Annotated in this window: 13 protein-coding genes; 9 read left to right on the top strand and 4 right to left on the bottom strand. The window is 53.1% G+C overall.

Translation table 11 applies throughout. The features are described from left to right. Positions 1 to 37 precede the first annotated feature (37 nt). Both ACU6TU_RS14305 and ACU6TU_RS14300 read right to left on the bottom strand, forming a co-directional pair. Positions 38 to 2,518, bottom strand: coding sequence for a molybdopterin-dependent oxidoreductase (locus ACU6TU_RS14305; RefSeq protein ID WP_447142064.1), 2,481 nt, complete (start codon positions 2,516 to 2,518; stop codon positions 38 to 40). 94 nt (positions 2,519 to 2,612) lie between these two features. Next, positions 2,613 to 3,677, bottom strand: a complete 1,065-nt coding sequence (locus tag ACU6TU_RS14300) for a 4Fe-4S binding protein (protein WP_447142063.1) — start codon at positions 3,675 to 3,677, stop codon at positions 2,613 to 2,615. A gap of 193 nt (positions 3,678 to 3,870) precedes the next feature. Between ACU6TU_RS14300 and ACU6TU_RS14295 the strand changes: the two genes are divergently transcribed. The 7 genes from ACU6TU_RS14295 (at position 3,871) to nadA (ending at position 10,244) form a co-directional block, all read left to right on the top strand. After that, positions 3,871 to 4,293, top strand: a complete 423-nt coding sequence (locus tag ACU6TU_RS14295) for a hypothetical protein (protein WP_447142062.1) — start codon at positions 3,871 to 3,873, stop codon at positions 4,291 to 4,293. Between the two features lie 311 nt (positions 4,294 to 4,604). Further along, positions 4,605 to 5,360, top strand: a complete 756-nt coding sequence (gene modA / locus ACU6TU_RS14290; RefSeq protein WP_447144263.1) for a molybdate ABC transporter substrate-binding protein — start codon at positions 4,605 to 4,607, stop codon at positions 5,358 to 5,360. Positions 5,361 to 5,388: 28 nt separating this feature from the next. Beyond that, entirely contained in the window at positions 5,389 to 6,060 is a 672-nt protein-coding gene (gene modB / locus ACU6TU_RS14285) for a molybdate ABC transporter permease subunit (protein WP_447142061.1), read from the top strand. Further along, positions 6,053 to 7,150, top strand: a complete 1,098-nt coding sequence (locus tag ACU6TU_RS14280) for an ABC transporter ATP-binding protein (RefSeq protein ID WP_447142060.1) — start codon at positions 6,053 to 6,055, stop codon at positions 7,148 to 7,150. The genes modB and ACU6TU_RS14280 overlap by 8 nt, the downstream gene beginning before the upstream one ends. Positions 7,151 to 7,311: 161 nt before the next feature. Continuing rightward, positions 7,312 to 7,827, top strand: coding sequence for a hypothetical protein (locus ACU6TU_RS14275; RefSeq protein WP_447142059.1), 516 nt, complete (start codon positions 7,312 to 7,314; stop codon positions 7,825 to 7,827). Then, positions 7,824 to 8,945 (top strand): diguanylate cyclase, encoded by a 1,122-nt coding sequence (locus ACU6TU_RS14270; protein WP_447142058.1) that lies wholly within the window; start codon positions 7,824 to 7,826, stop codon positions 8,943 to 8,945. The genes ACU6TU_RS14275 and ACU6TU_RS14270 overlap by 4 nt, the downstream gene beginning before the upstream one ends. A 270-nt stretch (positions 8,946 to 9,215) precedes the next feature. Then, positions 9,216 to 10,244 carry a quinolinate synthase NadA gene (gene nadA, locus ACU6TU_RS14265; protein ID WP_447142057.1) on the top strand — a complete coding sequence of 343 codons (1,029 nt, stop codon included), beginning with the start codon at positions 9,216 to 9,218 and terminating at the stop codon, positions 10,242 to 10,244. A gap of 150 nt (positions 10,245 to 10,394) precedes the next feature. On the opposite strand, the gene ACU6TU_RS14260 is transcribed toward nadA, so the two are convergent. Continuing rightward, a complete protein-coding gene (locus ACU6TU_RS14260; RefSeq protein ID WP_447142056.1) occupies positions 10,395 to 11,855 on the bottom strand; it encodes a M48 family metalloprotease in 1,461 nt (486 codons plus the stop codon). 264 nt (positions 11,856 to 12,119) lie between these two features. Between ACU6TU_RS14260 and ACU6TU_RS14255 the strand changes: the two genes are divergently transcribed. Next, the gene (locus tag ACU6TU_RS14255) at positions 12,120 to 12,398 is read left to right on the top strand and encodes a sulfurtransferase TusA family protein (RefSeq protein ID WP_447142055.1); all 279 of its coding nucleotides are present in this window, start codon (positions 12,120 to 12,122) and stop codon (positions 12,396 to 12,398) included. Further along, entirely contained in the window at positions 12,395 to 13,504 is a 1,110-nt protein-coding gene (locus ACU6TU_RS14250; protein WP_447142054.1) for an AI-2E family transporter, read from the top strand. Before ACU6TU_RS14255 ends, ACU6TU_RS14250 begins: the two co-directional genes overlap by 4 nt. Before the next feature lie 80 nt (positions 13,505 to 13,584). On the opposite strand, the gene ACU6TU_RS14245 is transcribed toward ACU6TU_RS14250, so the two are convergent. Further along, positions 13,585 to 14,061, bottom strand: coding sequence for a peroxiredoxin (locus ACU6TU_RS14245; RefSeq protein ID WP_447142053.1), 477 nt, complete (start codon positions 14,059 to 14,061; stop codon positions 13,585 to 13,587). Positions 14,062 to 14,191 lie beyond the last annotated feature (130 nt).

Genomic DNA, 14,191 nt, shown 5'->3' with positions numbered 1-14,191 from the left:
GTTCTCCTCTTAATCTATTCGGTCAGGGTTATTGTTATCAGGCGCGCTCAAGCGTTACCTTGCCGGTGTAATAGCTTGCCAGGCCGGAGATGGGATCTGACTGGTTGGTGGTGATTTCGCTGGAATTGCCCGGGCCTCGGTTTTTAGCCCAACGCCCTTGCGCCCAATGGCCATACTCAAAGGGAAGTACCAAAGTGTCCGGTCGGTGCGCGGCGACAAAACGGCATTCGGCCTCGATGCTGCCGATGTCGGAAGTAATGCGTACACGATCACCGTTACGGATGCCGCGATCTTTTGCGGTTTGTGGGTGGACTTCTAAATAAACCGTATTGCGGCCACCCACAATGGGCTGGTGAATCATCATCTGCTGGGGAATATTGGCACCACGCCCTTCAGCGTGTAGCGGTGTTTTAGGCGTAATAAAATGCAGGTCGCCATCACCGCCGCTGTATCTCGGCTCAACCCACTGAACCAATCCAACACGCTCACTTGGGATGCCCATTTCACGCTCAATATAAGCGGCATGTTGTTCCAGGTAGCCTGAACGTACTTCAAATTTTCCAGATGGCGTCTTGAAGAGGTGTTCTTGCACCTCCGCTTCACTTAACTGGCGGCTATAGCGTTGGCCATCCCATTCATAGAATTCACCACGGATCTGGCGCCACTTATAAGGTTTCTTGTACCACACGCCTTTCTCTTTCCAACTCTCAAAGCTATCAACGCCGTTGTCACCAGGGTCGTCTGCAAAGCCGGCGGCCAGGTGACGAACCACATTTTCAATACTCCCCAGCGCGTGATAATAATCTGCCGTAGGTCCCTCAATACGTTTACCCAGCTCGATAATAACGTCGCCGTACATTTTCGTGTCGTGGATCGGCTCAATGGCAGGAACGCGCAGAGCCGCCATCGGCCATCCTTCAAAGGGATAAGTGGGAATGTCTTGCAGACGTTCCAGGTAGGTGCTGTCTGGAAGCACAATATCCGCGTACATAGCGGTTTCACCCGGGAAGGGTGATGTGTCGATAATAAAAACGTCTTTAAGGGCTTCTTCCCAAACTTTTGGGTTGGGTGCCGACCAGATAGGATTGGTGTAGAAGAACATCGCCGTGTCGATTTTATAGGGGTCGCCTGCGAGGTGGTTGGGCGCAACCTCCTGCATCATGTTGTCCACCATGGGCCAGCGATCAGTGCCTTTCATATCGATGCGCGGCTGTTCTTTCCACGCGCCGTTGCGGGCATAATCATCAAGGTAATTATTAGCGTCAGCAGGCAGCGCGCCATAGGAAGGCCCTTGCTGATAACCCAGGCCGCCTTCAGCAAATAGTGAACCCACTAACGCATTCAAGCTATGAATCGCCATACCGTTGTAGGTGCCGTTGAAGTGACCGGTAGCGCCACGTTCAAACAGGGCGACGGCAGGCCGCGTCGAGCCAAATTCAATCGCGGTTTTGCGTATGTCATTGGCACTGATGCCAGTAACTTCTTCTGCCCATTCGGGGGTGCGATCGATTAGTTCTTCATTCCACCAGTCGGCAATGCCATGCACCCATTTTTCATTGAAGCTGGCAGCAGCAATACGCTGCCCGGGAATAAATCGCATATTAGGGTTTCTGAAATCTCCGACAAACTCACGATCCCAGAGCCCTTCACTTAAAATGACATGGGCAACGGCTAAGGCAAACGCGCCGTCGGTGCCTGGTTTGATATAAAGCGCCCGATCTGATGCCGCCATAGTGGGACTCATGCGTACGTCAACGGTAGTAACGCGCGTCTTGGGGCTTTTACTACGCATTTCCCCCCACATTTGCATAACGTTGTTATAGGGGCGGAAAGCTTCAAGAAAGCTAGCCCCTATAATGAGCAAATAGTTGGTGTTGCGGTAATCGTAGGAGTTATAAGACTTGTTGCCATCGGTTGCGTGCTTGGCTTTTTTAGATCCATCCGCACACATGGATGAGTGGCCGATGGCCGCATTGGGTGTGCCGTATAGCTTCCCAAAGTCACCTTGCATTCCAGCGTCAGAAGCGCCCCATCCACGACCATAAAACATCGAAAAACGATGTGACTCCCCTCTGCGGCGAAGGTCGTTCAAACGACCGGCGACAGTATCCAGTGCTTCATCCCAAGAGATCGGAACAAACCCTGGGTCTTCATCGCGGCCTTTATTAGGGTTGGTACGCTTCATCGGGCCTTTGAAACGGTCAGGATCGTAAAGAAAATAGCTACCCAAATGCCCTTTAGGGCAGAGTTTGCCATTCGCGATAGGGTTACCGGTATCGCCATATATGGCATGCACGCGGCCATCGGTTGTGTAAACGTCGATACCACATCGAGCAGGGCATTGCGCGCAAACGTTTTTGGTAATAGTGGTTTCGCTCCGCGGTGCTTGTGCCTCACTCACTGCGCTAAACCCTTTTAACCCGGTAATACCTGTAGCGACGGCCCCGGCAGAAGCCCCCACAGCCGCTGACGATTGCAAAAATCGCCGCCGGTTAACTAGCGTTTCAAATAATTTCATGGAGTCTCCCTCGGGGTATGGCTCGCTCTATTAGTGCGAGTCTTGTCAGAAAGCCACCGGCGCTTAAGGATAAGTAGCTGGCAACGTGTAATCATTACTGGAAAAGATCATGAAAGCTTTCCTGCATAAGCGTGGCTTCACGTAGGCATGCGGAGCAGGTCAGCATTGAGTTTTCATTATTTGATGTGTTGCATTGTTGAAATAGACGACCGCATGAGTGACAGGTCGCATGTTCCGATTGACGAAGAATTATGTTGTTGCCGTTGCCGCCGTAGGAAGTCGTTAGTGCTTTTTCTGGGCAGGCGGATTCGCAGTGACCACAGCTGATACATTCTGATGGATTAAAAACCAGTGCACCGTCATCCTCTGTTAAGGCCTGGGTTGGGCACACTTTTGAGCAAACGCCATGGGCAACACATGCGTCATTATCAAGCATTAAGTTTAAATAGGAGGGCGATGCGTGGGATCCAAGTGTTTGTGCCGCGTTTGCTTGACGTTGCAAACGCCTGGCTTTGGGCGCTGCGTCATCCAAAGAAACATTTGGTAAGCTTACTTCAGGTCGCCCAAGTAACAGGTCTCGACGACTTATCGCGCTGCGCGGTGGTTGGTAGGGGCTTTGTGCGGCAACATTGTCAAGGCGACAAATCAAACGTGCACTCGCCAGCCAGTCATCGTTCGGCTCGATGGGCGCTGCGTCACAACCCCTGCAATTATCAGGAATATGGAGCGTCACAATGTTGGGAAGGGCGTTCGCGCCAAGCTCTGCTAAAACATCCTCGCCAAGAGAACGAAGGCAGTGTATACGATGCCCGTTGTTGTCTTGGTTCACGGCGCGATGGCAGGTTAAATCCAGTATTTGATGTGCCGCTTGTTTAGACATCAGTGCAGTGACTTTTGCACTAAAAATAGCCTCGGAAGGACAGGCAGGTACACATTGTGAACAGCCGTGGCAGTTGTCGCTGATAGTAAGTGTGAGTTCGCCACTGTTCTCAATATCTTGAAAATCAATCGCGCCAACAGGGCAGGCATTTACACATTTATCACAGGCAAGCGGGTGAGGTGGTAATTGCATGCAGCGAGAAGATAGCCAGCCCAAATCAGCATCACGAAAACCGATGCTAGTCGTTTGCTTGACGTGTGTGGTATCTGAATATTTCATACGTATTGACCACCACAGAAAAATACATTTTGTTGTTATGGTTGCTAGTGTGTGTAATTACATTCACTTTGGCATATGTATAGGTTTGCAGCCATCTACGTTAGTCGAGCTTTACTCTGTAATGTGTGGAATTTTGATCTGCGTCAATTTTATAGATAGCTGCATATTCTCTGAACTGGTGGGAGACGCAATAATGGCAGTATTGGTCGAGGCAACAGCGATTCTTGTTCGAGGTTCAGCAATAGAGGAAAAGGTCGCTGGGGGATGGGGAGCTTTTAAGGCGGCTTTGCCTAAATGTAACGTTAGTTCAGACGATGAATTGGTAAGTATCAGCTTGATTGAACCGGCTGAGGTGCGTCAGTTGGCGGATAAACTTGCCGCGCTTGGGCTAGGGTTTACGTGGGATGGGCATTTTGAAGATATCGCTTTCGCGGATCAGAAACGTGGGCTCATCACGCAATGTGACTGGTTGGTATTCGAGACAGTTAATATTGGTATTGGTGGTACACCGCCAGAAGTTGCTATCTGCCGCTTGGCAAATAGCCACAGCCATGAATTACGAGTGCCTGAAGGGTGGCGATATCAAGGATCATTGACTGAACAGTTTGGTAGCTGATAGCGCCACAGGTTGGCTTCTTAACAGCGTGTTTTACAAATCAATAAATTGGCTTACTTAGAAGCGCTGCAAGCATGTCGTTTGGAAGTATCCATTTGCAGGGCTCGGCCACGCAAACGTAGTCGCCACATGGCGGCTGATAAAATGAGCGGCAACATCATGAAAGTAAAACAGAAATTAAAACAATGAAAACGACAGAGATGACAATGATGGTTTCAATTTCATTCTGTGATGTTGCTGGTAAAACAACAGGTAGGTTGAGTAAGTGCCTTATGCGTTTAACGTTGGTGAGAAATATCCTGCTTTTCATGGTGTTATTTTTGACAAGTGGGTTTCAAGTGCATGGCCAGCAACGGCCGCCACTTGTTGCAGCAGCATCGGATCTGCAGTTTGCGCTGACTGAGGCTGCCGCGCTTTTCGAGCAGCAGACGGGCCATTCATTGCGGCTTAATTTTGGCTCTTCCGGTAACTTCCGGCGCCAGATTGCCCAGGGCGCGCCGTTTGAACTCTACCTGTCCGCCGATGAATCTTATGTGTTGGCACTGCATCAAGAAGGCCATGTGCAGGATGAAGGTGTTATCTATGCGATTGGTCGCCTTGCCTGGCTACAGAGCCCCGGTATGTCTGAGCTCGATGAAGATAACCCGTTGGGCGCCGTAGAGCAGGCGCTGGCCGCTCATCAGGCGGGTGAGCGCCAGCGGATTGCCCTGGCCAACCCGCAACATGCCCCTTATGGCGTCGCTGCCATGGAGGCACTTGAGCATGCCGGGCTGTGGGAGGCGACGGCTGATTTGCATATTCTTGGCGAGAATGTTTCCCAGGCTGCTCAATATGCACTTGCTGATGACGTCAGCGGTGGTCTGGTCGCCTATTCTCTGGCACTTGCCCCTGCACTTGAAAAGCGCAGTGAGTACCTGCTTATACCAGAGGATTGGCACAACCCGCTACGCCAGCGCATGGTGCTGACCCATCAGGCCGGCGAGGTGGCCGAGCAGTTCTATCAATGGCTTCAGCAGGATACCGGGCGGACGCTATTGAGTGACTATGGTTTTGTTGTGCCGCAATGATGGCGCACTGTAAAGATGGCGTACTGTGATGATAGATTGGGCCGCACTGTCTGTTTCTTTACGCTTGGCCGTGCTGACCTGCCTGATTCTGCTGCCGTTGGGCATCTGGGTAGGGCGATCATTGGCCTATGCGCGTTTTCGTGGCAAGGGGCTGTGTGAAGCCCTGGTGGCCCTGCCGCTGGTGTTGCCGCCGACGGTGTTGGGCTTTTACCTGCTGGTGGCGTTCAGCCGTGATGCGCCCTTTGGTGCCCTGTGGGTCAGTATATTTGGCAGCGGTCTGAACTTCACCTTTAGTGGGATTCTGTTGGCCTCGCTGGTAGCCAACCTGCCGTTTGCCATTCAACCGATTCAGCGTGCCTTTGAAAGTATTCCCGCCAATTTACGAGAAGCTGCCTGGTGCAGTGGCCTCTCTCCCTGGCAAACCTTGTGGCGGATCGAGCTGCCGCTGGTGTGGCCAGGCGTGCTGTCAGCGTTTGCGCTGACCTTTGCGCATACCCTGGGTGAGTTTGGGGTTGTCCTGATGGTAGGTGGTTCCATTGATGCTGAAACGCGCACCCTAGCGATTGCCATTTATGACCGCATGCAGGCATTTGACGAGGCAGCCGCTGCCCTGATGTCCGCTGTACTGTTAAGCGTTTCGTTTATCACCATTGGTGTGGTGTACGGCCTGGCCGGACGGCGCAGGAGGGTGCATGGCTGAATTGTCGCTACAGCTCGCCCAATCGGGGCCGATTCCCTTGCAGGCCGAATTTGCCTGTCAGAGTGGCGAACTGCTGGCGCTGGTCGGGCCTTCCGGGAGCGGGAAGACAACGCTGCTGCGTGCCATCGCAGGCCTCTACCAGCCTGCTGAAGGGATGATCCGCTGCAACGGCTGCGTATGGTTCGATGCGCATCTCAAGTATTCGCTTTCCCCTCAGCGTCGGCGGGTCGGCATTGTCTTTCAGGATTACGCACTTTTCCCGCATTTAACCGCGCGCGATAATGTCGCTGTCCCGCTACGCCATCTTCCCAAACCGGCGCGTACCCACCATGCCGAAGACTGGCTTGCCCGGGTGAAACTGGAGGGGCTGGGCAGCCGTTTTCCGCATGAACTGTCGGGCGGTCAACGTCAGCGGGTGGCCCTGGCAAGAGCCCTGGCCCGTGAACCACAAGTTTTGCTGCTGGATGAACCCTTTGCAGCGGTTGATCAGGTAACCCGGCGTCGCTTGCAGCGAGAGCTGGCATTATTGCGCCAACAGATCGATATACCGATTGTGCTGGTAACCCACGACCTCAACGAAGCTGCTGCCCTGGCAGACAATATCTGCGTGCTGCATAACGGCAAAAGCCTGCAAACCGGGCCTCCTGATAAGATATTCCGTCGCCCGGTGTCTGCAAGTGTCGCAAGACTGCTCGACCGTCAAAATGTCTTTCAGGCGACGTTAGCGGAAAACCATGGGCAGCGTTATCTGCTATGGGGAGGTATTGCGCTTGAAGTGGATGCCTTGTTGCAAGCGCAGCTCGACACCTGCGCTATTGGCGATAACGTTACCTGGTATCTTCCTCCTTCCGATATTGTGTTGCATCGCCGTGACCGGCCTTCCAGGGGCGAACGTGAAAATCCTGTGGCAGCAACGGTGAGTGAAGTCGTCGTGCTGGGTGGGATGACCTCAGTGGCATTGCGGGTCGCGCATGGTGATACGCTGCGTTTTGATGTGAGCACTCACGCGGCCCGTCGCAATCAACTTTCACTGGGCACTTTGGTCAATGTGTCGCTGCTTTCATCAGGTATTCATGTCATGGGTCTGTAATAAGAAGCTTCGCTTTGCTCCCTATAAATACGTGAAATAACGTCAGGTAAAAGCGTTTTGAATGATTTTTCGTGAAGAGAAGAGCGGGTACAGGTTAAGCTCCCTTATGTATGCGGCAGGCGCCAACTGAAATTAAGCTTACAACCCAAGAGGTACCGCACATGGCTCCCTTTCTTTTACGGATACCGATAGTGCTCGCCTTCATCGTCAGCGTTTTGACGATGTCCGTCCAGGCGGCTGAGACCACGCCAAGTACACTCTCTCCGTCACAGGATGAAACGCCTATTCTTACACTGTACGGCCTGGAGGAGCGCCGCGCGCTCAGTCGCGCTGATATCGAATCCTTGCCGCTTTATGAAACTACCCTGAAACATTTCGAGGGTTCCCAAGGGAGTTTTGCAGGCGTATGGCTTGAGGATTTAATGGCGGCTGAGGGAATTGCTGAGACAGCAACTTTGCGGTTTATCGCTCATGACGATTACACTACTTTTATTACGCCCGATGACCGTCAAGCACGAGATTACCTATTGGCGACACGGCTGGATGGTGAGCCTCTGACGTTGGAAAAGCTAGGACCCAGCCTGTTGATGATTCCGGCTGAAGCCGAAGCTGTTGAGTCGGGTAAGGCGAGTATGATGGATTGGATTTGGTCAATTCGGAATATTTCCATTCAATGAAGCTATATTTCAACCGGGTATTCGCTTGGCAAATAATTCTGGGGGTTGTCTTGCTGGGGAGCATAGGCATTGCGGTAACCGCGCTTTACATGTTTCAGGCACGCCAGCACTTGGGAACCAACTATACATTCCTCGCCGCTCAGATCGTCAGGCCACAGTCACATGCCATTTTGCTTCGCCATACCCTGTATGCGTTGCGTGAGCGCCCGCAAGATGCTGTGCTGAATGATCGGCTTGACAATTTGCTGTGGCGAATCCCCAAGCATATTGATGTCGTTAGTTTCAGCTTGAGTGCCAGTCAGCTAGGCAGAGAGAATTATGCACCGTCGGTTAATCGTCTTGCCGACGTAAAAGATGCGCTTTTTGAACTGCAGTTGGCCAGTCAGCCGAATTCCGGAGTATCTTATAATGAGCTGCTCGACTTGGGTTTTGCGATTGAAAACGACTTGGCGCAAGCCTATAGCGATCTTAGCGATCTTGTTCATTCAGAGGCTGGTAAGCAGCGCATCATTATGGAGCGCCTGGCCCTTGTGATTGGCGTGCTGATCTTTGTCATTCTGTTACTGCTATTGGGGCTGCTGTTGGCTCTTCTGCGTCTCAATCGTGAGCATGAGAGAGTCACCAGACTCAGTCTGGCTGACGAACTCACTGGGCTTGGTAATCGACGCTATCTACTTGATTTCATGAATAACTTGCATCATGAAAACCTGAGAGACGGGGCGGTCTTGAGTCTGGCACTGCTTGATATTGATCATTTTAAGCAGGTGAACGACAGTTTTGGTCATCCGGCGGGGGATCGTATTCTTCAGGTGTTCGCAGAAGCGCTGATGTCGGTATCCCGCAAGGGCGATATCGTGGCGCGTCTGGGCGGGGAGGAGTTCTGCGTGCTCATGCCTGATACGGGTGCTGATGGTGCCTGGGAGCTTGCCGAGCGAATACGCCAGCGTATTGCCACGCTATCGCAGCAACAGCTTGGCATACCCACGTCGGTAACTGTCAGCCTAGGGTTGGCTACCGAGCGTCGTGACAATGTTTCTTTTGAACGCCTGTACTCCCGCGCAGATAGAGCCCTTTACCAAGCGAAAACCCAGGGACGCAACCGTGTTGAAGTGGGCTAATTCGCCATCTTTCAGCCGACACTGAGCCGTTAACGCCTTTTGAATCATGAGTGTGTGACGTAATAATGACATTGTGCTTGCACAGAAGCGCATTTTACGACCAGAATAAGATAATATAGTCTGCAAGTATTGAATTGATCAGTATTGAATTAATGGCAGGGCAGCGCGATAGACGCAATGGCTTGCCGCCCGGGCACGCTGGATGTGGATCACATTCAACGTGATTGGCTTTAACAGGGGGATTCCCTGTTTGTCACAGTGGTAGACACGATGACGATTATGACTTCTCAAGCGGCATTGGATACTTCGCTACCCAGTGCCTACTGCCCTACGCGAATTCCTGCAGAAGACCAGACGCGGGTTGCTGAAATCAAGCAACTGCTTAAAGCGCACAATGCCGTACTGGTCGCGCATTACTACACCGACGATGCCATTCAGCAGTTGGCAGAAGAAACCGGTGGCTGCGTAGCTGACTCACTGGAAATGGCACGCTTTGGCGCGCGTCACGATGCCACCACCCTGGTAGTGGCGGGGGTGCGCTTCATGGGCGAAACGGCGAAAATTCTTTCGCCTGAAAAGCGTGTTCTGATGCCCACGCTGGAAGCCACCTGCTCATTGGATGTGGGGTGCCCGGCGGACGAGTTCAGCGCTTTCTGCGATCAACACTCTGACCGAACAGTGGTTGTCTATGCCAATACATCAGCGGCAGTCAAAGCGCGCGCTGACTGGGTGGTGACATCGTCCATCGCTGTCGAGGTGATTGAACACCTGCAGGCCAAAGGGGAGAAAATTCTCTGGGCACCTGACAAGCATCTGGGCGGCTATATCCAGAAGAAAACAGGGGCCGATATGTTGATGTGGGACGGTGCCTGTATTGTGCATGAAGAGTTCAAGGCCAAGGGGATTGAAGACCTGAAGCGTCTCCACCCGGACGCTGCTGTCCTGGTGCACCCTGAATCGCCTGAGTCCGTGGTTAAGTTGGCGGATGTCGCCGGTTCCACCTCACAATTGATCAAGGCTGCAAAAACGCTGCCCAACGACAAGATGATCGTGGCGACGGATCGCGGTATCTTCTTCAAAATGCAACAGGCCGTACCCGACAAAGCCCTGTTCGAAGCGCCCACTGCGGGTAATGGTGCCACCTGCCGTAGTTGCGCCCATTGCCCCTGGATGGCGATGAATGCGCTGGATAATCTGGCAGGCGCTCTGCGTGAAGGTAGCGGCGAAGTGTTGGTGGGTGAAACGCTTCGTCAGCAGGCACTGAAACCCCTGGAACGCATGCTGAATTTCAACGTCTGACCACGTCGCCCTGAAACGTTTTTAAAGCACTTGCCAAGGCCACCCACCAAGGGTGGCCTTGTTTGTTTTTATAAAAGTCGTTCTAAAAAGTCGTTCTGTAAGGGGCGCTCTAAAAGAGTCGTTTTGTCAGGGAGTCGCTGAAGCGTGCGGCTAAAACTTTTCCAGCGCTTCGCGATAGCTGATAAACGCTTCTCGGCGTTGCTCGATTCTAGCCAGCACATTTCGATCACCTTCCTGTTCCGCGGCATCACGGGCGATGGCCAGTTGCTGAATGCCTCGGTCAATACGGCCCGTCAATTGCAGGTATTCAGCGCGTGCCAGATGGCCCCAGCCGTTACGGCCACTGCGACCAGCAGCATCAGCCAGCAGATTAAAACCGTAAGGCATATCCGGATGGCTCGCCGTAATATCGCGCAGCTGCGCAAAGGCAGCCTCGGGGTCTCGCTGTAGCTCGGCTTCGGCGATGATCAGGCGTGCAGGCAGGTAGTCAGGTATCAGGCGCAATATCCGCTGGCTGCGTGACACGGCATCTTCATAGCGACGCGCCTCAAAGGCAACACTCGCCGCTGATGCTGAGAGCGCCGTAAAGTCGGGATGCTTGCGAGCCAGGCGGTCCAGTGTCTGCAACGCCTGATCCGTTTGATCGTTGTGTGCCATGATCAAGGCTTCAAGATACGCCACCGCATCCGGGTCCACGGTGGTTTCCTTTAGGCGGGTCAAGGCATTTTGAGGGTTTTGGGTGTGAATATGCAGTAAAGCACGGCTACGCATCATGGCGTAGAGGAGGTTGTTCTCACGCAAGTCGCTGACGTTAAGCTGAGCCGCACGGGTCTGAGTGTCGCTCAAGCGATTATCAGTGATGGGGTGCGAGAGCAGGAATTCAGGCGGCGTGCCGCCCTGTAAGCGTGCCATGTGAAGCATCGAACGGAACATCCTGACCATTGACTGTGGGTCGTAGCCAGCTGCCGCCAGGGTTTGTAATCCAACCCGGTCGGCTTCTTCTTCAAAGCGCCGTGAGTAGGCCAGCTGATCCTGAATCACGGCGGCCTGCGAGCCCATGGCTGCTGCCATGCCCGCTTCTCCGGCGCCACTGGCCGCCAGCAGCAACCCTGCCAGCATACCTGCCATGGCGGGAATTTGAGTTTGTTCGGCGCGCGCGCTGCCGCGTGCATAGTGACGTTGTGAGAGGTGCCCCATCTCATGAGCAAGGACAGAAGCAAAGGCGCCTTCATCTTCGGCAAACGCAAAAAGCCCGGTGTTCACCCCGATAATGCCACCCGGCACGGCAAACGCATTCAATGATGGGCTATCGACCATGATGGTTAGCGTGTCTAGCCCGCCGATCTGACTGTGAGGTGCCAGACGAGCCATCAGGCGATCAAGATAGTAGTGAGTAATCGGATCCTGCCATTCGGGTACCCGGGCACGAAACTGGCGCAACCAGGCATGCCCTAGTCGAACCTCTTCATTGCTCACGATATCGGTACTTGAGCGCAAGGTCGGCAGCCGATAATCCGTCTGCGCAAGACTACCAGCACTGGCCAGTAATGTGCTGGCAGTCAGAGAAAGGATGCACAACCAGCGAGTGCTATGGCGACAGAAAAGTGGCATGGCGTCCTCTTGCATGAGCATGAATCGCGGTGAAAAAATAAAAATGCATTGGCGAAGCGATGGGTGTTTCCTTGCACTGTGACATTGATTCAAGGGGGGAAGTGCCGTTAAATCGCAAGCTTCATCCATAATCATGACGGCGTTGGGGCATGGCAACACGATTATCATCTTCCCTCAATAGAGTGAAGGACGTTATGCCATCACCACGTGTACAACGTGTTTATGCCACAATAGCGAAATATTGCAGCCGTGTGAGGGGGAGACATGTCCGAACAGCCGAAAACCGAACCAATGGGGAATCTATCGCCGGATGCCATGCTGGATGCCTGCGGGTTGCACTGTCCGTTACCACTACTGAAAGCCAAGCAGGCACTGGCCAGCCTTGGCGCAGGGCAGCTTTTGGAAGTGCGGTCGACAGATGCGGGGTCGTGGCGTGATATGGCATCTTTCACCGAACAGAGTGATCACACGCTGGAGGCGCGTGAGCAGCGTGAAGATATTTACTATTACTGGATTCGCAAGGCCGGGAGCCGCGCTACATGACCATGCGTACTATCATAAAAGGCTGGGTTGAACGTTACCTTTCCGATGAAGAAGCACTGACACTTCTGCTGGTGCTGGTGGCCGGATTTGCCGTCGTTATCTGGCTGGGGAGAATGTTGGCCCCGTTTCTCACCGCATTGGTGGTGGCCTTTCTGTTACAGGGCGCTGTGAGTGCTCTCACGCGTCGGCGAGTGCCACATCTGATCGCAGTGGTGGTCGTGTTCCTGGCGTTTATCAGCGCACTGCTGACCCTGGCGTTTATTCTGATGCCATTGATCTGGAACCAGATGGTCGGGCTTGTGCAGGAAACACCCCGTATGTTTGCCAGTGGTCAGAGTTGGCTGGATGAGCTGCAGGCACGTTATCCTAACCTGATCACCCCCGATCAGATGCAGAACTGGATCGGGGTTGCCAGCCGCGAAATCAGCCAGTTAGGGCAGCGCGCCCTCACGCTTTCGCTGGCGTCGCTGGGCAACATCATGGCGCTGATCATTTATCTGGTGCTGGTGCCGATCCTGGTCTTCTTTATGCTCAAGGATCGCGAGGTGCTGGTGGGATTTACGCTGTCTCTGTTGCCACAGAAACGTAAATTGCTGACACGTATCTGGGAAGAAATGGATGCGCAGATTGCTAACTATATTCGTGGCAAGTTTATCGAAATCATGATTGTCGGCAGCGTGGCGTTTTTCACCTTTGCATTTTTTGGTCTGCCTTATTCGGCGCTACTGGCTGTGCTGGTCGGCTTTTCCGTTCTCGTGCCCTATATTGGCGCCGCGGTAGCGACGTTGCCAGTGGCAGCGGTTGCAGGCTTTCATTTTGGTATCAGTGATCAGTTTGCTTACGTATTGATTGCCTATGGGGTTATTCAGGCATTGGATGGCAACGTGCTGGTGCCGGTGCTGTTTTCGGAAGCCGTTAACCTGCATCCCGTCTCGATCATTGTGGCAGTGTTGTTTTTTGGAGGAATCTGGGGATTCTGGGGAATCTTCTTTGCTATTCCACTGGCCACCTTACTCAAGGCGTTGGTTTTTGCATGGCCACGTGGACTTCATGAACGCGAGGCGGCCCGAGCAGTAGAATCTGAATCAGCAAACCCTCAGCTCTGATCCTGAATGATATCCGGTGGTGGACAATCGTCGTGACTTACCACCGGATGTCAATTTCCCTCTCTTCTTCTGTCTTATCGTTACTTCCTGGCATCAAGCGCTTGAGCGGCAGCCAGCACTTCATCTACGTGGCCGGGCACTTTCACGCCACGCCATTCCTCGGCAAGGTTGCCCTCCCGATCAATCAGAAAAGTGCTACGTTCAATACCCTGATGTTCTTTGCCATACATCTTTTTGAGTTTGATGACATCAAATAGCTGACAGACCGTTTCATCCTTATCGGATATCAGGTCGAAATTGAAGTCCTGCTTGGCTTTGAAGTTTTCCTGGGCGCGAATGCCATCGCGGGAAACGCCGATGATCACTGTATCGGCGGCGTCAAACTGTTCCTTGCGGTCACGGAAATCACCGCCTTCGGTAGTGCAGCCCGGCGTACTTGCCTTGGGATAAAAATAAACCACAACCTGCTGACCACGCAGCTCGGAAAGTGTCATGGTTTTATCGCCGGTTGCCTGTGCAGAAAAATCGCTGACTGGCTGATTCAGAGTGACGCTCATGATGGACTCCTGGTGGGCATGTAAATATTGACAACCACCAGACTAAATCACTGCAGGGCAAGGGGGAATAGCCAGCATCATTCCCGTGAAGGCGAGAATCGATGTAGAATAGCCGATACGCCATGGTGTC

The sequence above is a fragment of the Halomonas sp. LS-001 genome (genome assembly GCF_052983955.1).
Note: the sequence above shows the minus strand (reverse complement) of the source record. Positions and strands in the feature narration are given on the sequence as shown.

Excerpts from the sequence above, each read along its gene's own strand:
- ACU6TU_RS14280 (WP_447142060.1), top strand. The coding sequence starts at position 6,053 with ATGGCTGAATTGTCGCTACAGCTCGCCCAATCGGGGCCGATTCCCTTG.
- nadA (WP_447142057.1), top strand. The coding sequence starts at position 9,216 with ATGACGATTATGACTTCTCAAGCGGCATTGGATACTTCGCTACCCAGT.
- ACU6TU_RS14270 (WP_447142058.1), top strand. The coding sequence starts at position 7,824 with ATGAAGCTATATTTCAACCGGGTATTCGCTTGGCAAATAATTCTGGGG.
- ACU6TU_RS14275 (WP_447142059.1), top strand. The coding sequence starts at position 7,312 with ATGGCTCCCTTTCTTTTACGGATACCGATAGTGCTCGCCTTCATCGTC.
- ACU6TU_RS14245 (WP_447142053.1), bottom strand. The coding sequence starts at position 14,061 with ATGAGCGTCACTCTGAATCAGCCAGTCAGCGATTTTTCTGCACAGGCA.
- ACU6TU_RS14250 (WP_447142054.1), top strand. The coding sequence starts at position 12,395 with ATGACCATGCGTACTATCATAAAAGGCTGGGTTGAACGTTACCTTTCC.
- ACU6TU_RS14300 (WP_447142063.1), bottom strand. The coding sequence starts at position 3,677 with ATGAAATATTCAGATACCACACACGTCAAGCAAACGACTAGCATCGGT.
- ACU6TU_RS14305 (WP_447142064.1), bottom strand. The coding sequence starts at position 2,518 with ATGAAATTATTTGAAACGCTAGTTAACCGGCGGCGATTTTTGCAATCG.
- modB (WP_447142061.1), top strand. The coding sequence starts at position 5,389 with ATGATAGATTGGGCCGCACTGTCTGTTTCTTTACGCTTGGCCGTGCTG.
- ACU6TU_RS14260 (WP_447142056.1), bottom strand. The coding sequence starts at position 11,855 with ATGCCACTTTTCTGTCGCCATAGCACTCGCTGGTTGTGCATCCTTTCT.
- ACU6TU_RS14295 (WP_447142062.1), top strand. The coding sequence starts at position 3,871 with ATGGCAGTATTGGTCGAGGCAACAGCGATTCTTGTTCGAGGTTCAGCA.
- ACU6TU_RS14255 (WP_447142055.1), top strand. The coding sequence starts at position 12,120 with ATGTCCGAACAGCCGAAAACCGAACCAATGGGGAATCTATCGCCGGAT.